We start from the raw sequence: 25,724 nt of genomic DNA, 5'->3' as shown, positions 1-25,724 counted from the left end.
ATGAACAAGACCAACCTGGCGGCGATTGCCCGGCACGCCGTGGCCGCGTATCCCCATGAGTGCTGCGGCCTGCTGATTCGTGAAGGGCGCAAGCGTGTGTATGTGCCGTGTCGAAATACGGCGAGCACGCCCAGCGAACATTTTCGTCTGGCGCCCGAGGACTACGCTGGCGCCGAAGAGCGGGGCGAGATTCTCGCGGTGGTGCACAGCCATCCGGATTGTCCGGCGACACCCAGTGAAGCAGACCGCGTGGCGTGCGAAGCCTCCGGGTTGCCCTGGCACATTGTTGAAGTACGCACCGACGACGACGGACAGGTGCGTACCGGTGAATGGGCCAGTTGCACGCCAAACGGCTACCAGGCGCCCCTGATCGGTCGTGCCTTCGCCCACGGCGTGCATGACTGCCTGAGCATCATCCTCGACTACTACCGGCGCGAGCTGGGCATCGAGCTTGGCGACTATCAGCGTGAAGACGGTTGGTGGGACAAGGGCGGCAACCTCTACCTGGACAACCTGCCGGCCGCCGGTTTCGTGCAGGTCAGCCAACTGCAACAGGGCGATATCGTGCTGATGCAGATCCGGTCGCCAGTGCCCAACCATGCCGCGATCTACCTGGCCGACGGCGTGCTGCAAAGCGAACCCGAGCATTACCCGGCCCCAGGTTCCATCCTGCACCACCTGTATGGTCGCGACAGCAAGCGCGATACCTACGGTGGCTATTGGGGCGAGGTGACGGTCAGCTATTGGCGACATGGCCTGCGGGCCAAACACTAACCACATCGGCGGATCATTCGCCTGGAGGATGCCATGCATCATGAAAAAGTCAGGACGGTGCGCCTCTACGGCAGCCTGGGCGCGAGCTTCGGGCGTGTGCATCGGCTGGCGGTGAGCAATGCTTCGGAAGCGATCCATGCGCTGTGCATTCTGGTGCCGGGGTTCGAGCGTTTCTTGATGGAGTCCAAGGACCGGGGCGTGACGTATTCGATTTTCCTGGGCCGCGACAACATTGGCCAGGATCGCCTCAAGGCACCTCCAGGCGCTGCGGATATCCGTATCGCACCGGTGCTGATGGGCAGCAAGCGCGCAGGGTCGATGCAAACCATTATTGGTGTGGCGCTGATTGTGGCTGCGTCGTACTTCTCTGGCGGTCTGGCCTCGGGCAGTTCCTCTGCCTTGATCGGTGCTTCATCCACCACCGGTTGGACCTTCGCCGCGAGCATGGGGATTTCCATGGCCATGGGTGGCGTCGCGCAGTTGATGTCACCCATGGCCAAAGGCCTGGGCACCATGGACCGTCCGGAAAACCGTGCGAGTTACAGCTTTAATGGGCCGGTCAATACCAGCATTCAAGGCAGCCCGGTGGGTCTGCTTTATGGTCAGTTGACGGTAGGCAGCGCGGTAATCAGCGCAGGCATTTATGCACAGGACCAACTATGAGGAAGATTGCGGTGACTCCCTATTCCCCAACGTGCGTGCCAGCCATACAACAAGCCGCCACTGAAAAGGTGCGCACGGTTCGCCTGTACGGCGTGCTGGGTGCGCGCTTTGGCAGAGTACATCGATTGGCGGTCAGTAGCGTTTCAGAAGCCATCCGGGCCCTGAGCATCCTCCTGCCTGGCTTTGAACGTTTCCTGATGGAATCCAAAGACAACGGGCTGACCTATTCGGTGTTCATGGGCAAGCAAAACATTGCCCAGGAGCGCCTCAGTGCCCCTGTCGGCGATGATGACATCCGCCTGGCGCCGATGCTGATCGGCAGCAAGCGCGCAGGTGCCCTGCAGACCATTGTCGGTGCGGTGCTGATCGTCGTTGGCGCGATTATCACGGGCGGCACCTTTGGTGCCGGCGCACCGTTTGGTTCGAGTCTGATCATGATGGGCGCCTCCATGGTAATGGGCGGGGTAATGCAAATGTTGTCACCCGTACCCAAGGGCCTGGCGGCGCAAGATGGCCCCAACAACCGCGCCAGCTACAGCTTCAACGGCCCGGTCAACACCAGTGCCCAGGGCAACCCGGTCGGCCTGCTTTACGGCCAACTGATCGTCGGCAGCTCCGTGATCAGCGCCGGGATCTACACCCAGGATCAACTCTAACGTTCCTGCTCTTCAACCAGCCCGCCGCGTGCGGGCTTTATTTCGCCTGAAGGAAAGCCATGACTGACCTCACTCTCGCTGGCAGCAAAGGCGGCGCGTCCAAGCCCCGTCCCTCCGTGGAGGCGCCAGACAGCCTGCAAAGTACGGCCTATGCCCGTATCCTCGATCTCGTCAGCGAAGGCGAGATTGTCGGTTTGAAAAACGATAAGCGCTCGGTGTTTCTCGACGAGACCCCGCTGGCCAACGCCGATGGCAGCCTCAACTTCAGTGGCGTGACCCTCGACACCCGCAATGGCAGCCAGGACCAGTCACATATCCCCGGCTTCCCGGCAGTGGAAAACGAAAGCCCGGTGTCCATCGAGCTGCGCAGCGATCAGCCCTGGACCAAGTCCTACTCCAACCTGCAATTGTCGGCAGTGCGGATACGCCTGGCGGTCACGCGGCTGTCGCAGACCAACACCAGCAACGGCGACACCAACGGTTATACCGTGCAGTACGCCATTGACCTGTCTACCGACGGCGGTGCGTTTACAGAGGTGCTGGCCGCCGCGTTCAGCGGTAAAACCACCACCAAGTACGAACGTTCCCACCGCGTTGACTTGCCCCCTGCCAAAGTGGGTTGGGCCCTGCGCGTGCGGCGGATCACACCGAACTCCACCAGTGGCGCGATTGCCGATACCACCACCGTGGAGTCTTCCACCGAGGTGATTGATGCCAAGCTGCGCTACCCGGGCTCGGCGTTGATCGGTCTGCAATTCGATGCCGCGCAATTCCAGTCGATCCCCTCGCGCTCTTTCGAACTGCGTGGGCGAATCATCAAGGTGCCGAGTAACTACGACCCGCAAACCCGCGTATACAGTGGTGTGTGGGACGGCACGTTCAAATCCGCCTGGACCGACAATCCGGCATGGATTTACTACGATCTGCTGTTGCACCAACGCTATGGCCTGGGCCACCTGCTCAACGCTGGCCAAGTGGACAAATGGGAGCTGTACCGCATCGGCCAGTACTGCGACCAGCCGGTGTCCGACGGCAAGGGCGGCACCGAACCGCGCTTCACCTGCAACCTGTACCTGTCGGTGCGGGCCGACGCCTTGAAGGTGCTGCAAGACCTGGCGACCACCTTCCGTGGCATGTCCTATTGGGGCGCGGGTTCGGTGATGGCGGTGGCGGACATGCCGGAAGACCCGGTCTACACCTACTCCAACGCCAACGTCATCGGCGGCCAATTCATCTACGGCGGCTCGGCGAAAAAGACCCGCTACACCGTCGCCCTGGTCAGTTGGAATGACCCGACGGATTTCTATCGCCAGAAGGTGCAGTACGTCGACGACGCCGAAGGCATCGCGCGCTATGGCATCCAGCAAACCGAAATCAGTGCCACCGGTTGTACCTCCCAGGCGCAAGCCCAGCGCATCGGCAAATGGGCGTTGCTGACCAACCGCCTGGAAACCGAAAGCGTGACCTTCTCGGTCGGCCTGGACGGCACCCTGGCGCGGCCCGGCCAGATCATCCGCGTGGCCGACAACGACCGCGCCGGCCGCCGCATTGGCGGGCGCCTGCGTGCTGCCACACTCGACAGCCTGACCCTGGATGCCGAAGTCACCGCCACTGCCGGCGACACCATCACCCTGGTAATGCCCAACGGCAAGGCGGTGTCCCGGGCGGTCAAGTCCGTCAGCGCCGCAGGTGCGGATGAGCAGTTGGTAGTGCTGCAAACCAGGCTCGACGAACTCCCGCCGGCCCAATCGATCTGGGCTATCGATTCGGCGACCCTGGCTTTGCAACAGTTTCGCGTACTGTCGATATCCGAAGACTTTTCGGATGACGAAATCAAATACAGCCTCAGCGCGGTCAAGCACGTACCGAGCAAATTTGCCGCCATCGACAACGGCGCCAAAATCGACAGCCCGCCGATCACCGTGATCCCGCCGAGCGTGCAAGCAGCACCTACCGGCGTGACGGTCAGCAATGACCATTTCGTCGAGCAAGGCAGTGCGGTCAATGTCATGACCATCGAGTGGCAGCGGGCGGCCAATGCCATCGCCTATGAGGCTTACTGGCGCAAGAACGACGGTGAGTGGGTCTACGCTGGCCGCACGGGCGGCAGTTCTATCGAGGTGTCCGGCATTTATGCCGGGCGTTATGTGGCCAAGGTACGGGCGATCAACGCGCTGGATATCGGCTCCCTATATAGCGAGTCCGTGGAGACCGTCCTTAACGGCAAGACCACACTGCCGCCGACCGTGGCAGCGCTGACGACGGAGTCGTTGGTGTTTGCGATCAAGGTCAAATGGCAGATTCCGCAGGGGGTGAGCACAGCGGATTTGCAGCGCACGGAGATCTGGTACGGGAAAACCGCTGATTTGGCGATGGCAACCAAGCTGGGGGATTACGCCTATCCGCAGACCGATTTGACCATGATGGGGCTGGCGGCGGGGACGTCGTTGTTTTTCTGGGCACGGTTGGTGGATCGCACGGGCAATATCGGGCCGTGGTTTCCAAGCGGGTCGGGCGTCAACGGGCAAGCGAGTTCGGATGCGTCGCCGATTCTGGATCTGATCGCAGGGCAAATCAGCGAGACGGAACTGGGCAAGCACTTGCTCGACCGTATCGAGTTGATTGATGGATCTGGCTCGGGTTCGGTCAACGACCGATTGGACAATACCCGTAAAGAACTGCAAGCACTGGTTGATCAAGTCACGGATGCGTTGCTGTACGACGCGGCCAGGGCATATGCCAGTGGCGAGTTTGTACGCCAGGAGAGTCATCTTTACCAGGCTATCCAGGCAGTACCGGCTAACAGCCCACCGCCTAACGCGGCTTATTGGCTGGACATTGGCTCCCTGGTGCAAACCAGCAATGCACTGGCGTTGCAGATCCAGCAGAACAAAACGGCGATTGAGACGGTGGACGGCAAGGTCACCAGTACTGCCCAGAAAACCGACGGGGTGTATGCCCAGGTCAACCCGAAGATGGCAGGTGACGAGCAAACCTCATTCGCGGGCGATGACGTTTCCATGGCTGGCACTTGGTCGGTGATGTCGGCGATTGCCGAGGGTGATATTGCCCAAGCGATGAAGACGGATGCGTTGGAGGTGAGGGTCAATCAGAACCGAGCCAGTATTACCACCGTAGACAGCGCTTCTGCTTCCCGGGATGAAGCCCTTGCCCAGCGGGTTACGCGGCTGGATGCAAGGGTCAGTCAGAACCAGGCCAGTATCACCAACGTAGACAGCGCTTCTGCCTCCCGAGATGAAGCCCTTGGCCAGCGGGTTACGCAGCTGGATGCAAAGGTCAATAACAACTCGGCATCGATCGATACGCGACTGACGACCTTGGCCACTGCGGATAAAACGCTGGCCCAAAGCATTGAAACGGTACAGACCAAAGTTAACCAACAGTCAGTGAGTATCCAGACCAATGCCTCGGCGATTGCGGATACCAATGGGAAGTTGGCGGCGAATTGGTCAGTGCGGATGCAAGTTGCTGCGGGTGGTGGTTATAAGTTCGCCGGTATTGGGTTGGGCATCGAGAATGGTTCAGGTGGGTTGCAAAGTCAGTTTCTGATTTCAGCGGATCAGTTTGCGATTTATAACGAAAATACCCCGGGTAAGCCGACAACGCCCTTCGCAGTCAGGGGGACTGAGACGTTTATCGATAGTGCATTCATTCAGAACGGCACGATCACGAACGCCAAAATTGGTCAGGTTATTCAGTCCAATGATTATCAGCCGGGTGTCCGTGGTTGGAAGCTTGACAAGGCGGGGGGGTTGGAACTTAACGGGGTAGGGGGCGGTGGCCGGATGACCATCAGCAATCAATTGGTTCAAGTGTTTGATGCTAACCAGGTATTGCGTGTTCGATTCGGGATCTGGGGTTAATCACCAACCCATCAACAGGAGAGAGGCTATGGCAGCAGGATTTCAAGCGTTCAATGCACAGGGCGGAGTGCTGGTCGATGTAAATACTCGGCTTGCCCGGGTCATTGGCAGAATAAGCAGCGGCACGGGAGCAGGTTCGTTGGTGGTCGATGCATTTGCCCAAGGTCGTCCTTGGTATATGGTCACACTTGAGGCCGGCATCAATGTTACTGATGGGCCCCAATGCCGTATTTCGCAGAACACCTTGATGTGGAGTGCCTCTGTCAATCCAGGGCTTATTACGTACGGTATTTCATGATGGCTATTGGCTTTCAAGTTTTAAACGATGACCGTAGTGTCCTCCTTGATCAAAACTTTAAAACCTACGGTTTTGTGAGTAAGACAACTCAGGTGAGTACTGCCACCAGCAGTAACCCGGCGTGGGGGCAGTACTTGGATGTCTGGATACCGGATGCCGAGGAAATTGTGGCTGTACGCGCCCAGAATGAAGCTCACTCAGTGTGCCTGGCGAATGTATCGCGCAGTGGCGGCGGTTACATCCAGCGTTACGTCACGGATGGTTCAACGATCGTCAACTTGGATGTATATCGTTTCCGGCCGGGCGTGTCTGCGGGAGGTGCCTTTGGCATGCAGATATTCAATGACCATGGCGAGTTGGTGTATGACGCGACGACGCCTCAGTTAATTGTAAGAGACGTATTGGTCGGAACGGATAATTTTGAGGCGGTGGTCGGCGATCATAATTATGAAGCAGGCAAGAAATATGCGGTTGTGTTTGGAGGCCGATGTGGGCGAAGTTGGCGCACCACGCAATTTACAGGTGGCGGTGGGAACTTTAGGATTAACGAGTATGCGAGCACCAACTTCTTCACTCACGGCCCAGGTAAAATAAATTTCAAGGTCAAATATTATTATTATTTTGGTTATACCAAGCAGCATCAGGTGAAAGAGTTTAATTATCGAGCTGAAGCCTACAGCTACCTCGTAGTAGACGTAAGCGGGATATAACTACGAGAGATAACAAGATAAGGATATTGCTGAGCTTGAAATGGATTTTCAATTTGGAGGTGAAGGATGTCACGACAAGAAATTGATCTCGGTACGCGCCCCAGCGGCGTAGGGGGTGATACTCCGCGTAGCGCTAACTTTAAAATCAACGCAATGACTCAAGAGCTATATAGCCGGATGGATGCACTTGGCTCGGCGGCTTCCGGCATATTGACGACAAGCGCCGATGACCATACTCCAGGCCGAGTCGTTCGCGTGGGCGACTTCGGCGTGGGTGCCTACAATCCCCTCCCGGAAGCAGACCTTGATGGTGTGCGCAAAGCGGGCACCTATTATTCAATATCCGGCTTGCATACCCCCACAGGCCAAAACGGTTGGTTGACCGTCAATGAGGCCGGCGCCGGCTATACCATGCAAGAGTACTTCGTCGTCAACGACGCTTCGAGGTGGGTTCGTGTGGAGGTTGTGGGTGTTTGGCAACCCTGGCAAAAAGTCCTCACCGACGGCCCGGGCCTGGCTTCCACCCAGCAACGGCTGGGTCTCAAGTCGCGTGCCTTCCAGGCCGATGGTGAGCGCCTGCTTGGGCAAAACACCACGGAGGCGGGGAGGGCCAGTGGTTCTCTGGTTTCCTCGCTGACCATCCACACCACCATGCCCTACACCGAGAGCGAGTCACCGTTGATTCGGTGTGTGGGCTGCATAAACGGCTACACGTCGCCATTTACGCTCGACCTTTCTTGGTACTACTACCAAGGCTCGTTCAATTCCGGCGTTGCGCTGTTGAATGCGGCATCCCCGGCCATCGGCAGCGTGCAAAGCGGTGCATCGTTGAAAGTCAGCGTATACCGCCGTCCAGAGACCGGCCTGATGTCCATTTACATCGGTTTTCCCGGAGTGGTCTACCTGCCCCGGTTTGCGATGTACTCAATTCAGACCGGCACCCTTGAAGTGCCTGCAGCCTTTGCATCGAACTGGATCACGGAGGCGGACATCGCACCGCCTACCGCCGGCATGAACATGGGCGCGCTGAATGTCATCACCACTCTGAACACGGCCAACTGCGCAAAGCAGGCCGATGGCTCGATAAAGGCGATTTGAAAATGAGAGCAGTCATTGAACTACGCGGGGCTGAGGGGACTTGTACGGTTGTTCCGTTCAGCAATCAGAAAGTCACCTCGAAGCGAAAGGCTCAAGGTGTCTATGAAGTGCGCGGTACGTTGGGCCTTATCCCGCTGGCGCCTGAAGGAAGTGGGTGGGGCTACAGCATGGGAGTGGGTGAGAAAGAGGTTTCGGCAGTTGTCACGTACTCCCGAAAAATCATGACCGTTAAATTGCAAAAAGATGGGCAACCCTACGAGTTGGTGGGGGCCGTCTCTTTGCATTGTGAAATCGCTGATTCGGCTCCGGTGGTCGTGCCAGTTTTTTGAATAGTTGACTGGCGTTTCCGGTGCCCGCCTTTGTGCGGGCTTTTTATTGAAATGACTATGGAGAGTCCACATGGCACGACAGGAAATCAATATTGGTGCGGCACCCACTGGCGTCGGCGGTGACACACCGCGCAGCGCCAGTATCAAGATCAACGCAATGACCCAGGAGCTGTTCGCCCGCCAGGCTCAGTTGGGCACTGCAGCCACTCAAAACGTGGTGAGCGGCAGCGACGACTTCACCCCAGGGCGGGTGTCAATGATGGGTCATGCGGGCTGGGGTGCCGAGCCCATTTCGAAACAGCCCACCGACGATGCCAACGAACTGCCGCGTGTCAGTGGGTTGTTTCAGTTTGGTAATGGGGGCGCCAACCTCCCCAATCCTTATGTGCAGATCCTGCAGATTGCCAACTCGGGTGGCTATATCTGGCAAACCGCGAAAGCCATGCTGGATGAGTCGGTTTTCACCCGTGGTCGACGGGCTGATGGCCAGTGGACGCCGTGGCGCGCCGAAATCAATACCTCGGTTTTCGCTCTGGGGACTGCGCCAGGCGCGACGCCGGGAGAATTGATGGGACTATCGGCGGCGCAAACCGCTTCGCCCAACAAAGCCAATACCGGCCTGTACAGCTACTACCTGCACCCCGACGGTGTGCCGGGCTTTGGTGCGATCAGTGTGCTGTCCCAGGCGTGGGGCCATGACCCGCAATGGCGTGCGCAGTTGTCGATGGCGGTATCGGGGGACGGTATTCACTTCCGCCAGTTCAGTGTCAACCCAGGCGCGGCTGCGCCCAACTGGCGCAGCATTCTTCATAACGGCAACGCGATTTCCGGGGTACTCAACGCTGGCCCTTCGGGTGCCCTGCCGATTAATTCGGGGCTCATCGAGCGCGGTGGTTCGCTTGATAATTGGTACTTCCGCTTTGCCGGCGGTTTGCAAATCTGTCAGCAGCGCTTCACCGGCTACACCGCTGGTGTCACGCGCAACGTTGCATGGCTGGCGGCTTTCGCGGATACGCCTGTGGCGGTGTTCCCCAACATTTACCCGTCGATTGACTGGGACATGTCGGCCAGGTGCTACGGCAATAGTGGTTCCTACTTTTTTATGTCTGACCGGACGCTGAACAATATCGTGACAGTGACGGCAGTCGGGAGATGGCACGCATGATTATTCACCATGTTCCTTTTCGGCCTCTTGGCACCGCGACTCCCACGACAGCCTTTGTCGAAGGTGAAATATTGATCCTGAATGACCAGAGGATTGACCTTTCGCTGATCCCTGACGGGATGACCCTGCCGATGTCCGCCATCGGGCATGAATTGTTCGCAGGGCCCGTCAGCCGTCGTAATGGCGAGATCGAATTGACCTTGAAGCTGGCCGTCAACGCGGATGCGCCAGCTTACATGTGGCAGAACGGCAGGCTCCAGGTATCGGCGGGGCCGGTTCCCTTTCCGGTCGAGCCGATTGATCTGCCCACTCACTTAGCCAAACCCGCGGAGGGCTTGAGCGATGTTTGATTTGTCGAAGCTTGAACAAAACCAGACGCCCCAAGACCTCCAGGCACAGGCGGACTCGCGTGAGGCCCTCGCTTATCTGGCGTCTACCGACTGGTACAGTTTGCGGTTCCTTGAAGAGAACACGCCCGTACCCGCAGAGATTCTGGCGGCCAGGGCGGTAGCTCGTGGCAAGGTCATCCCATGACGCTCACGCAACTTCAGCAAGTCTTCCCACGCGCCCGCTCTCTAGCGGGCGTTTTCATATCCTCACTCAACTTGGCAATGCTGAATCGGCAAATCAGCACTCCCCAACGCGCCGCAGCCTTCCTCGCTCAAATCGGTCACGAGTCCGGTGAACTGCACTACGTGCGCGAGCTGGGCAGTGATCAATACCTGAGCAAATACGACACCGGCGTCTTGGCGGCGCGCCTGGGTAACACTCCCGAAGCGGACGCAGATGGACAAAAGTATCGTGGCAGAGGGTTGATCCAGATAACCGGCCGCCGTAATTACCTTGCGTGCAGCCAAGCGCTGTTCGGTGACGATCGCCTGCTGCGACAACCGCAGTTGCTTGAGCAGCCGCAATGGGCCTGCGAATCCGCCGCCTGGTTCTGGCAAAGCAACGGCCTCAACGAGCTCGCCGACAAAGACCAGTTCACCACCATCACCCGGCGTATCAACGGCGGCCTCAACGGTCTGGACGACCGTTTGCAGTTGTGGGCCCGGGCGAAGGCGGTGCTATGCGTTTCCTAGGTGTGTTTCGCTTGATTGGTGTGTGTCTGCTCATGGCGTTGGTCTGGCAGGTACAGGCGTGGCGATACAGGGCGCAGTTGGAGCTGCAATCGGTGGTCCACGCGCAAGCGCTCAGCCAACAAAGCCAGGCAATCCTTCGCCAGCAACAGGCCGAACAGACCAAACGCCTGGCCCTTGAACAACAGCTCTCGACTAGCGACCACCAACACATTCAGGAATTGAACGATGCCCAACGCAACCAAGCGGCTCTGCGCGATCGCCTGGCCACTGCTGATGTGCGGCTGTCAGTCCTTCTCGACAGCGCCGCCACTGGCTGCACAGTGCCTGCCACCTCCGCCGCCGGCAGCATGGTTCATGCAGCCCCGCGAGCCCGACTTGACCCGGCGCATGCTCAGCGAATTATCCGCATCACCGACGACGGCGACAGCGCCCTGATCGCCTTGCGCGCTTGCCAGGCCTATGTGCAGGCCGTCGCGCGTTAGCCTCTTGATGCACTCTGTATCTTGCATGGCCGATAGGCTCCTGTAGGGTAGGCGAACCCCCGCCCACTCCTGGAGACGACCGTGAAGGAAATCACTCAACTGGCTGCTGAACTGGGTCGCCGTTTGCAGGTGCTCAGTGCCCACGTCACCACTGCCGAGTCCTGTACCGGCGGCGGCATTGCCGAGGCCATCACGCGGATCCCGGGCAGTTCGGCCTGGTTCGAGGCGGGCTATGTCACCTATTCCAACCGGCAGAAGACCCGGCAGTTGAACGTGCCGGAAAAACTCTTCTCCAAAGTAGGCGCCGTCAGCCAGGAAGTGGTGGAGGCGATGGCCCGCGGCGCGCAGGAAAAAAGCCTGGCGCGATTTGCCGTGGCGGTCAGCGGTGTGGCCGGCCCCGATGGCGGCTCGCCAGACAAGCCGGTGGGCACCGTTTGGTTGGCCTTTGCAGTGGGCGACGAGGTGACAGCCGAGCTTGCGCACTTCCCCGGCAACCGCGACGAGGTGCGCCGACAAACGGTAAAAGCCGCACTGGAGGGCTTGTTGCGACGAGCTGCAGCAGAAATCGAGAAACAGGGGTAGGCGATCACCGATCTTTGTGGAACAATACTGTCTACTTATACAGGTGTTGGCCGTCAGGCCTTATTGATTACGTGAGGACTTTAATGGACGACAACAAGAAGAAAGCCTTGGCTGCGGCCCTGGGTCAGATCGAACGTCAATTCGGCAAGGGTGCCGTAATGCGTATGGGCGATCACGACCGTCAGGCGATCCCGGCTATTTCCACTGGCTCTCTGGGTCTGGACATCGCGCTCGGCATTGGCGGCCTGCCAAAAGGCCGTATCGTTGAAATCTACGGTCCTGAATCTTCCGGTAAGACCACCCTGACCCTGTCGGTGATTGCCCAGGCACAAAAGATGGGCGCCACCTGCGCGTTCGTCGACGCCGAGCACGCCCTGGATCCTGAGTACGCCGGCAAGCTGGGCGTCAACGTCGATGACCTGCTGGTTTCCCAGCCGGACACCGGCGAGCAAGCCCTGGAAATCACCGACATGCTGGTGCGCTCCAACGCCATCGACGTGATCGTGGTCGACTCCGTGGCTGCCCTGGTACCCAAGGCTGAAATCGAAGGCGAAATGGGTGACATGCACGTGGGCCTGCAAGCCCGCCTGATGTCCCAGGCGCTGCGTAAAATCACCGGTAACATCAAAAACGCCAACTGCCTGGTGATCTTCATCAACCAGATCCGCATGAAGATCGGCGTGATGTTCGGCAGCCCGGAAACCACCACCGGTGGTAACGCGCTGAAGTTCTACGCTTCGGTCCGTCTGGATATCCGCCGTACTGGCGCGGTGAAGGAAGGTGACGAGGTTGTCGGTAGCGAAACTCGCGTCAAGGTTGTGAAGAACAAAGTGGCCCCGCCATTCCGTCAGGCCGAGTTCCAGATCCTCTACGGTAAGGGTATTTACCTGAACGGCGAGATGATCGACCTGGGTGTACTGCACGGTTTCGTCGAGAAGTCCGGTGCCTGGTATGCCTATAACGGCAGCAAGATCGGTCAGGGCAAGGCCAACTCGGCCAAGTTCCTGGCGGACAACCCGGATATCGCCGCCACGCTTGAGAAGCAGATTCGCGACAAGCTGTTGACCCCGGCGCCGGACGTGAAAGCTGCCGCTAACCGCGAGCCGGTTGACGAGATGGAAGAAGTCGACACTGACATCTGAAGCAAACGATGACTGTTGTACTGGATACACTCGTCGCCGTTCGGCGCACTGCAATGGACCTGCTCGCTCGCCGCGAGCATGGCCGAGTCGAGCTGACGCGTAAATTGCGTCAGCGCGGCGCAGAGCCTGAGATGATCGAAACAGCCCTCGACCGTTTGACAGAAGAAGGGCTGTTGTCGGAAGCCCGTTACCTTGAAAGTTTTGTGTCCTATCGAGCGCGCTCCGGTTACGGCCCTGCGCGGATTCGTGAAGAGCTGAGCCAGCGTGGTCTGCAACGTGCCGATATCGACCTTGCCCTGCGTGAGTGCGGTATCAACTGGCAGTCGCAGTTGGAAGACACTTGGCGCCGCAAGTTTGCGGGGCACCTTCCGATTGACGCCAGGGAGCGTGCGAAGCAAGGGCGCTTTCTGAGCTATCGCGGGTTTTCGATGGACATGATCAGCCGCTTGTTGAGCGGCCGCGATATGGACGACTGAACGCCCCAAAACGAAAAGGCCCACTATGAAAATAGTGGGCCTTTTTTTTCGCCTGCAAAAAACTACGCCGGCAGTGATGTCACGCGTTGCTGCGTCTTGCCTTGGGCCTGTGCCCAGTTTTCCGGCAGGTTGATGTAATCCACCAATTCACGCAGTCGCCCCTGGTCGCGGCCATTGAAGTTGAACACCAGGCGGGTCAAGTGACTGAACCTTGGTTCGTCATGGTCTTCGCCTGTATAGGCGAGTTGTTGAAACTCGCCACTGAGCCGCAGGCTGGCAAACTCTTGCTGCAAATGGGCCAGAGCACGCTCACTGAGAGGATGGTTCATGCGCACCACAAACTCGCGTTTCAACCAACGGGTGGAGTGGAAGTTAGCATAGAACTGGTTGATTTCATCCACTGCTTCTTCGGCGCTGTAGACCAGGCGTATCAGCTTGAGGTCGGTGGGCAGGATATAGCGATTGGCTTCCAGCTGGCTGCGGATAAAGTCCAGGGCGCCTTGCCAGAACCCACCGCCCGGCGCATCCAGCAGCACGACTGGCACCAGCGGGCTCTTGCCAGTCTGGATCAGGGTCAGTACTTCCAAAGCCTCGTCCAGGGTGCCGAAACCGCCTGGGCACAACACCAGCGCGTCGGCTTCCTTGACGAAGAACAGCTTGCGAGTAAAGAAGAAGTGGAATGACAGCAGGTTTTCAGTGCCATCGATGGTGGGGTTGGCGTGCTGTTCAAAGGGTAGCGTGATATTGAACCCCAGGCTGTGCGCCAGGCCCGCGCCTTCGTGGGCTGCCGCCATGATGCCGCCGCCACCGCCGGTGATCACCATCAGGTCGGAGCGCGCCAATGCTGCACCCACTTCTCGGGCCAGCGCATACAGCAGGCTTTCCACAGGTGTACGTGCCGAGCCGAACACCGTCACCTTGCGCCGGTCCTTGAATTGTTCGAGTACGCGAAAGGCATGGTCCAATTCACGAATGGCGCGCAGGGTGATCTTGGCATTCCAGCGATCCCGGTCGTCCTGGGCCATGCGCAGAACGGTAAGGATCATGTCGCGATAAAGGGGGATATTCGGGCTATTGGGGGCGATCAACTGGATTTGCGCGTCGACCTGCTGCGTGAGGTCGGTCCCGTTTTCTTCAAAATGACGAAGCAACTGATCATTGGATTCATAAGGCATTCAACTTCTCCTTCTTTACAGGGCCGGATAGTCGACGAGAGCGTCGTCGGGGCCACGACACTGCATGTGTCGTTGCATGCCACAGGAGGGCAGGCCGCTTATGCCCTGAAAGTGTTACTGAACAGCATTGAAATAGCTGTGGGCGGGCGTATGGGATGGCTTGATCATGGGCCGAAAAACCCTTGGCTGGCAACCGCTTATTGGTTACGCATCAGAGCGTTCAGTCGTTGGCAGAAAACGGATCGAAGGATTGCGCGCCGCTGGACAGCCGCGCGCGAGGGTTTAGCAGTGGTTACTTTTTCTTCTTTGTCGGAGCCGGGCAATCGGCTTCAACGAACTTGACCGAAGCCACGGGGCGGTTGGTCTTGTTCTCGGTGATTTCGTAGCGCATTACAGCACCCTTTGCCATCAGTTCGCGGTAGCCCGGGTTGGTGCAGACACTGCGGCCGAGCTGGAAATACACAGCCTTGGGGTTGGCACGCATCTGTTCGGCACGATCAGGCTGAACGCTGAGGTGATCAATCAGCTGCATACCTTCAACGGTGTAGGCCACTTCCAGGGTCTTTTCATCAATTTCCCGGGGCAGGTCCTTGTTGCTTTCGGCCGCGACGCTTTGCAGCTTCCTGTTCATTTGAGCCTCCAGCAGCGAGGCCGCGTGGGCGCCCATAGGCAAGACCAACGCTATGGCGAGGGATGGGGCAACAAGGCGCAGCATGGAACGCAGCATGAAACTCTCCTGATTCGGTTACTGGTGCATAGACCAGCCACTGCGCTGTGCGTTCAGTGGCGCGCAATTATAGGTGAGCCCTTGCCACTACAGCCAGGCGTATCGCTGGTAAACTTCGGGACTTCTGTTTTTCACGAGTTTCTTCCGTGTCGATTCCCTTTTCTTCGCCGCGTGCCCGATGAGCCACGCCGTTTCCCGTTTGCGTGCTCAGCGTCTGGCGCGTGCCGTCAGGCCGTTTCTTAATCGTGGTTCCCGAGCTGAGCGTTGCTCCGGCTGTCGGGTAATTCCCGAGTACTGCTTATGTGCCTGGCGGCCCCAGGTACAAGCCAAGTCGGCCATGTGCCTGTTGATGCATGACGTTGAGCCGATGAAACCCAGCAACACGGGTTGGCTGATCGCTGATGTCATACACGACACCACTGCATTCGCCTGGTCGCGCACCGAAGTCGACCCCGATTTGCTCAGATTGTTGGCCGATCCGCAGTGGCAGCCATATATTGTCTTCCCCGGTGAATTCGTGGCACCAGAACGGGTGGTCAGTGAAGTGCGCATGGAGGAGGGCAAGCGCCCGCTGTTCATCTTGCTGGACGGCACCTGGAGCGAAGCGCGCAAGATGTTTCGCAAAAGCCCCTACTTGGAGCACTTGCCGGTACTGAGCCTGGCGCCAGAGCAGTTGTCACGCTACAAACTGCGGCGTTCCAAGCGTGATGACCATTTCTGCACCGCCGAGGTGGCGGCACTGTGTCTGGAGTTGGCCGAAGACGTGGCCGCCAGCGAAGTGTTGGATGCCTATCTCGATGTATTCAGCACCCATTACCTGGCTGCCAAGTTCCAAATGCCGCTGGACCCGACGGACGTTGTGCATACTCGCCTTGCACCCTACATCCCGGCGGTATAACCAGACGACGTTTGCATGATGGCACCGTAAACCTGCAACCCGCTAAAATGCCCGCGGGCGTAGTGCTTGACCCTCCAGGCTACGCTGGTCATGCTGGGCGCCGATTGGGGCGCAACCGTGAATGCCTGACGTCGTTTCAAGTGCTTTTGACGTTGAGCAAGCCCTGTGGCGATAGCTGCCAGGCCGTCGCCTTGTGTATTGGTGAGCCCTGAACCATCAGGGCTGCCATAAAAAACAGGATCATTTAACCAATGGCCACATACGAAATCCTGATAGCCGATGACCATCCGCTGTTTCGCAGCGCTCTGCATCAGGCAGTCACCCTGGGGCTTGGCCCTGATGTTCGCCTGGTCGAAGTGGCCAGCATCGCCGAACTGGAAGCTCGTCTCACCGAAAAATCCGACTGGGACCTGGTGCTGCTCGACCTGAACATGCCCGGTGCCTACGGCTTTTCCGGGCTGGTGCTGCTGCGCGGGCAATACCCGCAGATCCCCGTGGTGATGGTCTCGGCCCAGGAAGAAGCCGACGTGGTGGTGCGCTCCAAGGAGTTTGGCGCCAGTGGCTTCATTCCCAAGTCCAGCGCGATGGAAGAGATCCAGAAAGCCGTGCGCGCGGTATTGGACGGCGATGTGTCCTGGCCGCCCCAGGCGTTTGAACAAATCAACGTGTCCGACGAAGCCAAGGCCGCCCGCGATGGCCTGGCCAGTCTCACCCCCCAGCAGTTCCGGGTGCTGACCATGGTCTGCGAAGGTTTGCTGAACAAGCAGATTGCCTACGAATTGAGCGTGTCGGAAGCAACCATCAAGGCCCATGTCACGGCGATTTTCCGTAAGCTGGGGGTGCGTACCCGGACCCAGGCGGCGTTGCTTTTGCAACAACTTGAGTCAATCTCGCAACATTAAGTTACAGCCACTTCACGCTTTTTTGACTTTGCGTGATCTAGCTTCCCCACTTCTTTGGTTCAGTTGCCTACATCTATGTCGCCTTTCAAGGGTCAAACCGGTATCAAACGTATCTTCAATGCAGGGGGTTATTCCCTGGATGGTCTGCGCGCAGCTTTCACCGGCGAGGCGGCGTTCCGTCAGTTGGTGTTGTTGAACGTCATCCTGATCCCTTTGAGCTTTTTCCTGCAGGTCAGCCGGGTCGAGCGGGCACTGCTGATTGCGGTGTGCCTGCTGGCGTTGATTGTCGAGTTGCTCAACTCTGCGGTAGAAGCGGCCATTGACCGTATTTCCCTGGACCGCCACCCGCTGTCGAAAAACGCCAAGGACATGGGCAGCGCCGCGCAATTTGTGGCACTGACCATGATCACTCTGGTGTGGGCGGTGATCCTGATCTGACGATCAGGCGATACTCGGCAGTACGATCTCGTCGCTGCGCTGCACCCCGGCGGTGAAAGCGCGGCACAGTTCGAGAAATTCGCGCATCGCCGAGGTCTGGTATTTCTGCTTATGCCAGATGAAGTAGAACTGCCGGGCTAGGTCCAGGTCCGGGGTTTCCACCGGTACCAGGCTGCCGCGGCGGAAGGCGTCGCGCAGCGCCAGCCGCGAAATGCAGCCGATCCCCAACCCCGACTCCACTGCCCGCTTGATCGCCTCGGTGTGTTCCAGTTCCAGACGGATATTCAGCGCGCTGCGATGATGGCGCATGGCCTGGTCAAACGTCAGGCGCGTGCCCGAGCCTTGTTCGCGCAGGATCCACGCTTCGTGGGTCAATTCGTCCATGGTGGCCACGCCACGCTTGGCCAAATGATGCTGCGGCGCACAGAACACCACCAGCTCATCTTCTACCCACGTCTGCACCTCGATATCCGGGTGGCTGCAGTCGCCCTCAATTAGACCCAGGTCAATTTCGTAGTGCGCTACCTGATGCACGATATGTGCAGTGTTCTGCACATGGAGTTTCACCTGGCTTTCGGGATGCTGCTGCATAAAGCTGCCAATCAGCAGCGTCGCCAGGTAATTGCCGATGGTCAGCGTGGCGCCGACCGCCAGGGAGCCGAAGCCGGACTTGCCGTTGAGCAGGTCCTCGATCTCTTTGGCCTGGTCCAGCAGTGCAACCGCCTGGGGCAATAGCTGGTGACCGAGGGCGTTGAGACTCAGGCGTTTGCCGGCGCGGTCGAACAATTGGCAGCTGGATTGACGCTCCAGCTCGGTGATCGACGTGCTGGCGGCGGATTGAGATAAGGCCAGAAGGCCAGCAGCGCGAGAGACGCTTTCCTGCTGGGCGACGGCGACGAAAACTTGAAGTTGACGGAGAGTAAATCGCATATCGATATAACCGATAACCCTTATCTTAATAATCCAGTTAACAGATATTGTCGCCGCCATTAGAATGCTGTGCAATTGCGCATCCTTACCTTTGGCGCAGACCCATTTCCAGGAGTCCCCCGTACATGAGCAACATGAACCACGAGCGTGTCCTCAGTGTTCATCACTGGAACGACACTCTGTTCAGCTTCAAGTGCACCCGCGATCCGGGCCTGCGCTTCGAGAACGGTCAGTTCGTGATGATCGGCCTGCAACAGCCCAACGGCCGCCCGCTCATGCGCGCTTACTCGATTGCCAGCCCGAACTGGGAAGAGCATCTGGAATTCTTCAGCATCAAGGTGCCGGATGGCCCGCTGACTTCCCAATTGCAGCACTTGAAGGAAGGCGACGAGATCATCATCAGCAAAAAACCGACGGGCACCCTGGTGCTTGACGATTTGAAGCCGGGCAAACACCTGTACCTGCTCAGCACCGGCACTGGCCTCGCCCCATTTATGAGCGTGATCCAGGATCCGGAGACCTATGAGCGTTTCGAAAAAGTGATCCTGTGCCACGGCGTACGTTACGTCAACGAAGTCGCCTATCGCGAATTCATCACCGAGCACCTGCCGCAGAACGAATTCTTCGGCGAGGCCCTGCGTGACAAGTTGATCTACTACCCGACCGTGACCCGCGAGCCGTTCGAAAACGAAGGCCGCCTGACCGACCTGATGCGCAGTGGCAAGCTGTTCAGCGACATCGGCCTGCCACCGATCAACCCCGAAGACGACCGCGCCATGCTGTGCGGCAGCCCAAGCATGTTGGATGAGACCAGCGAAGTGCTGAACAGCTTCGGCCTGAAGGTTTCGCCGCGGATGCGTGAGCCGGGTGATTACCTGATCGAGCGTGCGTTCGTCGAGAAGTAACTTCGGGTCACTTGTAGGAGCGAGCTTGCTCGCGAAGAACGTCAACGATAACGCTGGCAGCCTGAATTAACGCGGTGCTTGTAGTTTTTTCGCGAGCAAGCTCGCTCCTACAGTTGAATGCGTTTGCAAAGAAAAGCCCGCGTTGCCTGTGAAGGCAGCGCGGGCTTTTTCGTTTATGCGATTTACTGCGCCGCAACCACTTCCAGCACACAAATCATCCCGGGTTCCGGGTAGTGCCAGCGCACATCCACATCCCAGAATTGCGCACCGTATTCCCGTTCCGACGTAGGAACCTGATACGCCGGCCGCGGATCCTGCGCCAAACACTGCTCAATCAGTTCCACCAACGGCTCGCCGAGGCGTTGAGCGTGGCCTTGCGCCTGTTGCAGCGCCGTCTTCAGCCACTGCACCGCAATCAGTTGCGGCGCGCTGCTGGCGATGCTGTTGGTAGCGCTGTCGACAATGTCGGCATAGGGCACATATGGCTTGATATCCAGCACCGGCGTGCCATCGAGCAAGTCGATCCCGGAAATCCACAGTCGCCCCGGTTCCACCTTGTCCAGCTTGACCACCGATTGGCCAATGCCGTTGGGTCGATGGGTTGCACGGGTGGCAAACACGCCCATGGACGTATTGCCGCCCAGGCGTGGCGGGCGCACTTTCAGGCGTGGCTTGTCTTCAAGGGCCTGATGAAACAGGAACAGCAACCACACATGGCTGACCTGTTCCAGCCCCTGCACCGCCTCGCCCTGGTCGAACGGCGCCACCAACTCCAGTACGCCACGGGCAGCCGGTGCCAGTTGCGGTTGGCGCGGGATGGCGAACTTCTCCTTGAAGCAGGAGCGTACGAAACCGACGGGCGAGACCTGGTAACTCATGGCTTAGGCACGGACCCGCAAGGTCAGGCCCTTGAGGAAGTTACGCAGCAACTGATCACCACAGGTGCGGTAGTTGGTATGGCCGAACTTGCGGAACAGCGCGCTCAGCTCTGGCTTGGACACCGGGAACTCCGCTGCCTTGAGGATGGCATGCATGTCGTCTTCCTTGAGTTCGAAGGCCACGCGCAGCTTTTTCAGGATGATGTTGTTGGTCACCGGCGTTTCGATCGGCTGCGGTGGACGGCTTTCGTCCTTGCCGCGCTTGAAGATGACCAAGCCATCGAGGAAGTGAGCCATGACTTCATCCGGGCAGAACACGAAGCCTTCTTCCTCATCTTTCTTGAGGTAGGTCAGCAGGTCTTCCTTGGTCACGTCCATGCCGCCGAGCTTGATGATCTCGACCATCTTGTTGTCGCTGATGTCGAGCATGTAGCGCACGCTGCGCAGTACGTCGTTGTGAATCATGGTGAGCAATCCTGCTATTGAACTGATGACGCCGCCCAATCAGGCGGTGTCGGGAAAAGGGGAACGGCTTAGAACTTCTCTTTGCCGGACAGGTAGCGCCATTGGCCCACTGGCACCTTGCCAATGGACACACCGCCGATGCGGATGCGGCGGATGGCGATGACTTTCAGGCCAACGGCTTCGCAGAACAGTGCGATCACGCCGGGTTGCGGGTTTTTCATCGCAAAGCGCAGGCGGTTTTCGTTCTGCCAGCTGGCTTTCACGGCGGGCAGTTCCTTACCTTTGTAGGTCAGGCCGTGGTTCAGGCGGTTGAGGCCGTGGGCAACCATGTCGCCTTCGACTTCTACTACGTATTCCTGCTCGATCTTGGCGGCATCGGCGGTCAACTTGCGCAGAATCTTCCAGTCCTGGGTGAACACCAGCAAGCCGCTGGCCTTGGCTTGCAAGTCGGCGCTGGCGGTCAGGCGCAGGAAATGCCCCTTGAGCGGGCGCTTGCTGAAGCGGTGTTCTTCAGACAAGGTTTCGGCGCTGATCGTGGCCATGGCGGTTTCAGCGTCCATACCTGCCGGCGCGTGCAACAGAATGGTCACCGGCTCTGGCGGGGTGGCTTTGGCCTCTGGGTCCAGCTCGACTTTTTCGGTTGTGACCTTGAACTGCGGCTCGTCGATCACTTCGCCGTCCACCGAGACCCAGCCGCCTTCGATAAACAGCTCAGCCTCCCGACGGGAGCAACCGACCAGTTCGATAAGGCGTTTGGAGAGGCGTATGGGGTCAGTCATGACAAGGGCCGTAACAAAAGGGGGCGGCTATTGTACCTGCCTGGCGCCGGTTAATCCCGAGCCCATTTCATTTAGCCCTGGCGCGCCTGTTGTTGCAGCTGGCGCAAACGCATATGCAGCAACGGGTAAGGCTGCCCAAGGCCATCATGCTCCGTGCGTCCGATCACCTCGAAGCCCTGCTTGAGGTAAAAGCCCAGCGCCTGGGGGTTCTGCTCGTTGACGTCCAGTTCCTCGGCGTTCAGGTGTTCGATGGCATAGCCCAGCAATTGCCGGCCCAGGCCCTGGCCACGGTGTTGCGGGTCGATAAACAGCATTTCCACCTTGCCGGCCACCACCCCGGCGAACCCGGTGATGCGCTGGCGCGAGTCCTTGGTGCAGATCAGCATCACCGCATCCAGGTAGCGGGTCAGCACCAGGTTTTTCAACAGGTCGATATAGCTGTCCGGCAGGAAGTCGTGGGTGGCGCGTACCGAGGCTTCCCAGATCTGCGCCAGGCGCGGGTAGTCGCTGGATTTAGGCGTATGGATGACCGAATGCTGTCGCATGACCGCTGCCTCTTGGCGTTATTGGCGCTGATGAGCAAAACGATAGACCTAAAAAAGCCCCGCATCTTGTCAGAGGCGGGGCTTTTTCAAAATATTACGCAAACACGCTTCAGTCGCGCTTTTCAGCCCACAAGTCGTACTCGTCGGCGTCGGTCACGGTGCACCAGACCTTGTCGCCCGGCTTCAAGCCGCTGGCATCGTCAATAAACACGTTGCCGTCGATTTCCGGTGCATCGAAAAAGCAGCGGCCAACGGCGCCTTGCTCGTCAACTTCGTCGATCAGCACTTCGATTTCCTTGCCGATGCGCAGTTGCAGGCGTGCAGAGCTGATCGCCTGTTGGTGCGCCATGAAGCGCTCCCAACGATCTTGCTTGACGTCGTCCGGCACCACGGCCAGGTCCAGCAGGTTGGCCGGAGCGCCTTCCACCGGCGAGTACTGGAAGCAGCCGACGCGGTCCAGCTGCGCTTCGGTCAGCCAGTCGAGCAGGTACTGGAAGTCTTCTTCGGTCTCGCCGGGGAAGCCGACGATGAAAGTGGAACGGATGATCAGCTCCGGGCAGATCTCGCGCCAGTTCTTGATACGCGCCAGGGTCTTGTCTTCGAACGCCGGGCGTTTCATTGCCTTGAGCACTTTGGGGCTGGCGTGCTGGAACGGGATGTCCAGGTACGGCAGGATCTTGCCGGCGGCCATCAACGGGATCAGCTCGTCCACGTGCGGGTACGGGTAAACGTAGTGCAGGCGCACCCACACGCCCAGGCTGCTGAGGGCTTCGCAGAGTTCGGTCATGCGGGTTTTCACCGGCGCGCCGTTCCAGAAACCGGTGCGGTATTTCACGTCGACGCCGTAGGCGCTGGTGTCCTGGGAGATTACCAGCAACTCCTTGACGCCGGATTTGACCAGGCGCTGGGCCTCGTCGAGCACGTCACCCACCGGGCGGCTTACCAGTTTGCCGCGCATCGACGGGATGATGCAGAAGCTGCAGCTGTGGTTGCAGCCTTCGGAAATCTTCAGATACGCGTAGTGGCGTGGGGTCAGCTTGATACCTTGAGGCGGCACCAGATCGATCAGCGGGTTGTGATCCTGGCGTGGCGGCACCACGTCATGCACGGCGTTGACCACCTGCTCGTACTGCTGCGGGCCGGTCACAGCCAGCACGCTTGGGTGCACGTTGCGGATATTGCCTTCTTCCACACCCATGCAGCCGGTGACGATGACCTTGCCGTTTTCCTTGATGGCTTCGCCGATCACTTCCAAAGACTCGGCCTTGGCCGAATCAATAAAGCCGCAGGTGTTGACCACCACCACATCGGCGTCCTGGTACGTGGACACGACGTCATAGCCTTCCATCCGCAATTGCGTGAGGATGCGCTCGGAGTCGACCAGAGCCTTCGGGCAACCCAGGGAAACAAAGCCAACCTTGGGGTTGGCTTTTGCGATGGTGGTGGACATGTCTAACCTCGGTATTGAATGACGCTGCCGGTCGTGCACGACAAGGCAACGGATGGACGCTTGGTGCGCCTCTGATCAAAAAGTGCGCAATTCTATCGGCGGGCAGCGCACTTGACCAGCTTTATGCAGGGAAATGCGACGAGTGCTGCGCTATGCTTCGCGCCGTTGCGCACGGGTAATGCCCTTGGGTCAATAAAACGTCTGTTTCGAGAAGTAAAACAGCGCATGCTAGGGTCAGCTTAGTCGTGCTGTTTATAAAAGACCTCAGGTCAAAGGGCAGGAGTGGTTGATGGGTCAGGCAAGTAGTCAGGCAGCAGGTGCCGAGCATTCAAACGCCAAACCGATTGGCATGCTGGTGGCGGCAGTCGGGGTGGTTTATGGCGATATCGGGACCAGCCCGCTCTACACCCTTAAAGAGGTGTTCAACGGCGGTTACGGGGTGCAGGTCAATCATGACGGCGTGTTGGGGATCCTGGCGCTGATCTTCTGGTCGCTGATCTGGGTGGTGTCGATCAAGTACATGTTGTTCGTGCTACGTGCCGACAACCAGGGCGAGGGCGGCATCATGGCGCTCACGGCGTTGGCGCGGCGGGCAGCCGGGGAGCGCGCTAAATTGCGCAGTTTCCTGGTGGTGTGCGGCCTGTGTGGCGCGGCGCTCTTTTATGGCGACAGCATGATCACCCCGGCGATTTCGGTATTGTCGGCCATTGAAGGCCTGGAACTGGCGTTCGACGGCCTGGAAAAATGGGTGGTGCCCATTGCGTTGATCGTGCTGGTGGCGCTGTTTCTGATCCAGAAACACGGCACCGATCGTATCGGCAAGCTGTTCGGCCCGGTGATGGTCACCTGGTTCCTGGTGTTGGGCGGTCTCGGGGTGTACGGCATTCTGCAGCAGCCTGAAGTATTGAATGCGCTGAACCCTGCATGGGGCGTGCGCTTCTTTATGGTTCACCCCGGCATCGGCGTGGCAATTCTTGGCGCGGTGGTGCTGGCCTTGACCGGCGCCGAAGCGTTGTACGCCGACATGGGCCACTTCGGGCGCAAGCCTATCGCACGTGCCTGGTTCATCCTGGTGCTGCCGGCGCTGGTGCTCAACTATTTCGGCCAGGGCGCGATGCTGCTGGGCGATCCGGAGGCCGCGCGCAACCCGTTTTACCTGCTGGCACCGAGCTGGGCGCTGATCCCGCTGGTGGGCTTGTCCACCCTGGCGACCGTGATCGCGTCCCAGGCAGTCATTTCCGGTGCGTTCTCGTTGACCCGCCAGGCGATCCAGTTGGGTTACATCCCGCGTATGCACATCCAGCACACTTCGAGTGCCGAGCAAGGCCAGATCTACATCGGCGCCGTGAACTGGTCGTTGATGGTGGGCGTGATCCTGCTGGTGCTGGGCTTCGAATCTTCCGGTGCCCTGGCGTCGGCCTACGGCGTAGCGGTGACCGGCACCATGCTGATGACCACCATCCTGGTGTCGGCGGTCATGCTGTTGCTGTGGAAGTGGCCACCAGTGCTGGCGGTGCCGGTGTTGCTCTGCTGCTTGCTGGTGGACGGTCTGTTTTTCGCCGCCAACGTGCCCAAGGTGATCCAGGGCGGCGCGTTCCCGGTACTGGCGGGGATCGTGTTGTTCGTGTTGATGACCACCTGGAAGCGCGGCAAGCAATTGCTGGTCGAGCGCCTCGACGAGGGTGGGCTGCCATTGCCGATTTTTATCAGCAGCATCCGCGTGCAGCCGCCTCATCGCGTGCAGGGCACGGCGGTGTTCCTGACCGCGCGCCCGGATGCGGTGCCCCACGCGCTGTTGCATAACCTGCTGCACAACCAGGTGCTGCATGAGCAGGTGGTGCTGCTGACGGTGGTCTACGAAGACATTCCACGGGTGCCTGCCGCACGGCGTTTCGAGGTGGACTCCTACGGCGAAGGCTTCTTTCGCGTGATCCTGCATTTCGGGTTCACCGATGAGCCGGACGTGCCCGAAGCGCTGAAGCTGTGTCATCTGGATGATCTGGATTTCAGCCCGATGCGCACCACCTATTTCCTCAGCCGCGAGACCGTGATCGCCTCGCGCATCAAGGGCATGGCGCGCTGGCGCGAAACCTTGTTCGCCTTCATGTTGAAGAACGCCAACGGTAACCTGCGCTTCTTCAAGCTGCCGGTAAACCGTGTGATCGAGCTGGGCACCCAGGTCGAAATGTAAGGCGCTGCATAACGGGAGCCGGCAATCGGCTCCCGCTTTCCTTTCTGAACCCTGTGCAATCGATGGTTGTCGACTAGGCTCTAAACACTGTTGAACAGTG

The 25,724-nt window shown here is 59.0% G+C and carries 29 protein-coding genes; 21 read left to right on the top strand and 8 right to left on the bottom strand.

Annotation, left to right across the window (positions count from 1 at the left end; translation table 11 throughout):
- From QMK52_RS01210 to recX, 16 genes are all read left to right on the top strand, one after another.
- Complete coding sequence (locus QMK52_RS01210) at positions 1-774, top strand: C40 family peptidase (protein WP_005785430.1); 774 nt, start codon at positions 1-3, stop codon at positions 772-774.
- A 33-nt stretch (positions 775-807) separates the two neighbouring features.
- The gene (locus tag QMK52_RS01205) at positions 808-1,437 is read left to right on the top strand and encodes a tail assembly protein (RefSeq protein WP_005785432.1); all 630 of its coding nucleotides are present in this window, start codon (positions 808-810) and stop codon (positions 1,435-1,437) included.
- A complete protein-coding gene (locus QMK52_RS01200) occupies positions 1,434-2,093 on the top strand; it encodes a tail assembly protein (protein WP_320403734.1) in 660 nt (219 codons plus the stop codon). The genes QMK52_RS01205 and QMK52_RS01200 overlap by 4 nt, the downstream gene beginning before the upstream one ends.
- Positions 2,094-2,152: 59 nt before the next feature.
- Positions 2,153-5,977: a phage tail protein gene (locus QMK52_RS01195; RefSeq protein ID WP_320403733.1), complete on the top strand. Its 3,825-nt coding sequence runs from the start codon at positions 2,153-2,155 to the stop codon at positions 5,975-5,977.
- A 28-nt stretch (positions 5,978-6,005) separates the two neighbouring features.
- A complete protein-coding gene (locus QMK52_RS01190) occupies positions 6,006-6,275 on the top strand; it encodes a hypothetical protein (protein WP_146097855.1) in 270 nt (89 codons plus the stop codon).
- Positions 6,272-6,985 carry a hypothetical protein gene (locus QMK52_RS01185; protein ID WP_248134383.1) on the top strand — a complete coding sequence of 238 codons (714 nt, stop codon included), beginning with the start codon at positions 6,272-6,274 and terminating at the stop codon, positions 6,983-6,985. The genes QMK52_RS01190 and QMK52_RS01185 overlap by 4 nt, the downstream gene beginning before the upstream one ends.
- Before the next feature lie 66 nt (positions 6,986-7,051).
- The gene (locus QMK52_RS01180) at positions 7,052-8,083 is read left to right on the top strand and encodes a pyocin knob domain-containing protein (RefSeq protein WP_157264119.1); all 1,032 of its coding nucleotides are present in this window, start codon (positions 7,052-7,054) and stop codon (positions 8,081-8,083) included.
- Positions 8,084-8,085: 2 nt separating this feature from the next.
- Positions 8,086-8,412 (top strand): hypothetical protein, encoded by a 327-nt coding sequence (locus tag QMK52_RS01175; RefSeq protein ID WP_032803292.1) that lies wholly within the window; start codon positions 8,086-8,088, stop codon positions 8,410-8,412.
- A 70-nt stretch (positions 8,413-8,482) separates the two neighbouring features.
- On the top strand, positions 8,483-9,577 hold the full coding sequence (locus QMK52_RS01170; RefSeq protein WP_320403732.1) for a hypothetical protein: 1,095 nt from the start codon (positions 8,483-8,485) through the stop codon (positions 9,575-9,577).
- Positions 9,574-9,927, top strand: coding sequence for a hypothetical protein (locus QMK52_RS01165; protein ID WP_194440206.1), 354 nt, complete (start codon positions 9,574-9,576; stop codon positions 9,925-9,927). The genes QMK52_RS01170 and QMK52_RS01165 overlap by 4 nt, the downstream gene beginning before the upstream one ends.
- Positions 9,920-10,111 carry a hypothetical protein gene (locus tag QMK52_RS01160; protein WP_005785446.1) on the top strand — a complete coding sequence of 64 codons (192 nt, stop codon included), beginning with the start codon at positions 9,920-9,922 and terminating at the stop codon, positions 10,109-10,111. The genes QMK52_RS01165 and QMK52_RS01160 overlap by 8 nt, the downstream gene beginning before the upstream one ends.
- Entirely contained in the window at positions 10,108-10,659 is a 552-nt protein-coding gene (locus QMK52_RS01155) for a glycoside hydrolase family 19 protein (protein ID WP_005785448.1), read from the top strand. The genes QMK52_RS01160 and QMK52_RS01155 overlap by 4 nt, the downstream gene beginning before the upstream one ends.
- Complete coding sequence (locus tag QMK52_RS01150) at positions 10,647-11,141, top strand: lysis system i-spanin subunit Rz (protein WP_005785450.1); 495 nt, start codon at positions 10,647-10,649, stop codon at positions 11,139-11,141. The genes QMK52_RS01155 and QMK52_RS01150 overlap by 13 nt, the downstream gene beginning before the upstream one ends.
- A gap of 81 nt (positions 11,142-11,222) precedes the next feature.
- Positions 11,223-11,723 carry a CinA family protein gene (locus tag QMK52_RS01145; protein ID WP_005785452.1) on the top strand — a complete coding sequence of 167 codons (501 nt, stop codon included), beginning with the start codon at positions 11,223-11,225 and terminating at the stop codon, positions 11,721-11,723.
- 83 nt (positions 11,724-11,806) lie between these two features.
- Positions 11,807-12,865, top strand: a complete 1,059-nt coding sequence (gene recA, locus QMK52_RS01140) for a recombinase RecA (RefSeq protein WP_191949642.1) — start codon at positions 11,807-11,809, stop codon at positions 12,863-12,865.
- A gap of 8 nt (positions 12,866-12,873) precedes the next feature.
- Entirely contained in the window at positions 12,874-13,341 is a 468-nt protein-coding gene (gene recX, locus QMK52_RS01135) for a recombination regulator RecX (protein ID WP_005785456.1), read from the top strand.
- A gap of 62 nt (positions 13,342-13,403) precedes the next feature.
- Here the strand turns inward: recX and QMK52_RS01130 are convergent, their stop codons facing one another.
- Positions 13,404-14,516: a TIGR00730 family Rossman fold protein gene (locus tag QMK52_RS01130; protein ID WP_320403731.1), complete on the bottom strand. Its 1,113-nt coding sequence runs from the start codon at positions 14,514-14,516 to the stop codon at positions 13,404-13,406.
- Positions 14,517-14,808: 292 nt separating this feature from the next.
- Positions 14,809-15,243: a PA3611 family quorum-sensing-regulated virulence factor gene (locus tag QMK52_RS01125; RefSeq protein ID WP_005785460.1), complete on the bottom strand. Its 435-nt coding sequence runs from the start codon at positions 15,241-15,243 to the stop codon at positions 14,809-14,811.
- A gap of 178 nt (positions 15,244-15,421) precedes the next feature.
- On the opposite strand from QMK52_RS01125, the gene QMK52_RS01120 reads away from it, so the two are divergent.
- The 3 genes from QMK52_RS01120 to QMK52_RS01110 all read left to right on the top strand — a co-directional run bounded on the left by QMK52_RS01120 (position 15,422) and on the right by QMK52_RS01110 (position 17,481).
- Positions 15,422-16,141 carry a tRNA-uridine aminocarboxypropyltransferase gene (locus tag QMK52_RS01120; protein ID WP_005785462.1) on the top strand — a complete coding sequence of 240 codons (720 nt, stop codon included), beginning with the start codon at positions 15,422-15,424 and terminating at the stop codon, positions 16,139-16,141.
- 251 nt (positions 16,142-16,392) lie between these two features.
- Positions 16,393-17,043 (top strand): response regulator transcription factor ErdR, encoded by a 651-nt coding sequence (gene erdR, locus QMK52_RS01115; protein ID WP_005785464.1) that lies wholly within the window; start codon positions 16,393-16,395, stop codon positions 17,041-17,043.
- 75 nt (positions 17,044-17,118) lie between these two features.
- Complete coding sequence (locus QMK52_RS01110; RefSeq protein ID WP_003189051.1) at positions 17,119-17,481, top strand: diacylglycerol kinase; 363 nt, start codon at positions 17,119-17,121, stop codon at positions 17,479-17,481.
- Positions 17,482-17,484: 3 nt separating this feature from the next.
- On the opposite strand, the gene QMK52_RS01105 is transcribed toward QMK52_RS01110, so the two are convergent.
- The gene (locus QMK52_RS01105; RefSeq protein WP_003189054.1) at positions 17,485-18,411 is read right to left on the bottom strand and encodes a LysR family transcriptional regulator; all 927 of its coding nucleotides are present in this window, start codon (positions 18,409-18,411) and stop codon (positions 17,485-17,487) included.
- A gap of 125 nt (positions 18,412-18,536) precedes the next feature.
- Between QMK52_RS01105 and fpr the strand changes: the two genes are divergently transcribed.
- Positions 18,537-19,316 carry a ferredoxin-NADP reductase gene (fpr, locus tag QMK52_RS01100; protein WP_003189055.1) on the top strand — a complete coding sequence of 260 codons (780 nt, stop codon included), beginning with the start codon at positions 18,537-18,539 and terminating at the stop codon, positions 19,314-19,316.
- A gap of 182 nt (positions 19,317-19,498) precedes the next feature.
- Here the strand turns inward: fpr and tsaA are convergent, their stop codons facing one another.
- From tsaA to rimO, 5 genes are all read right to left on the bottom strand, one after another.
- Positions 19,499-20,194: a tRNA (N6-threonylcarbamoyladenosine(37)-N6)-methyltransferase TrmO gene (gene tsaA, locus QMK52_RS01095; protein WP_320403730.1), complete on the bottom strand. Its 696-nt coding sequence runs from the start codon at positions 20,192-20,194 to the stop codon at positions 19,499-19,501.
- A gap of 3 nt (positions 20,195-20,197) precedes the next feature.
- A complete protein-coding gene (locus tag QMK52_RS01090; RefSeq protein ID WP_005785469.1) occupies positions 20,198-20,659 on the bottom strand; it encodes a DUF1456 family protein in 462 nt (153 codons plus the stop codon).
- 68 nt (positions 20,660-20,727) lie between these two features.
- Positions 20,728-21,438 carry an rRNA pseudouridine synthase gene (locus tag QMK52_RS01085; RefSeq protein WP_005785471.1) on the bottom strand — a complete coding sequence of 237 codons (711 nt, stop codon included), beginning with the start codon at positions 21,436-21,438 and terminating at the stop codon, positions 20,728-20,730.
- A gap of 71 nt (positions 21,439-21,509) precedes the next feature.
- On the bottom strand, positions 21,510-21,983 hold the full coding sequence (locus QMK52_RS01080; protein ID WP_005785473.1) for a GNAT family N-acetyltransferase: 474 nt from the start codon (positions 21,981-21,983) through the stop codon (positions 21,510-21,512).
- A gap of 109 nt (positions 21,984-22,092) precedes the next feature.
- Entirely contained in the window at positions 22,093-23,433 is a 1,341-nt protein-coding gene (gene rimO / locus QMK52_RS01075) for a 30S ribosomal protein S12 methylthiotransferase RimO (RefSeq protein WP_005785474.1), read from the bottom strand.
- 289 nt (positions 23,434-23,722) lie between these two features.
- On the opposite strand from rimO, the gene QMK52_RS01070 reads away from it, so the two are divergent.
- The gene (locus QMK52_RS01070) at positions 23,723-25,624 is read left to right on the top strand and encodes a potassium transporter Kup (RefSeq protein ID WP_005785476.1); all 1,902 of its coding nucleotides are present in this window, start codon (positions 23,723-23,725) and stop codon (positions 25,622-25,624) included.
- The last annotated feature ends 100 nt before the right edge of the window (positions 25,625-25,724 follow it).

The organism is Pseudomonas sp. P9_2 (assembly GCF_034008255.1).
GTDB classification, from domain to species: Bacteria; Pseudomonadota; Gammaproteobacteria; order Pseudomonadales; family Pseudomonadaceae; genus Aquipseudomonas; species Aquipseudomonas synxantha_A.
This window is presented reverse-complemented; position numbering and strand designations above follow the sequence as displayed.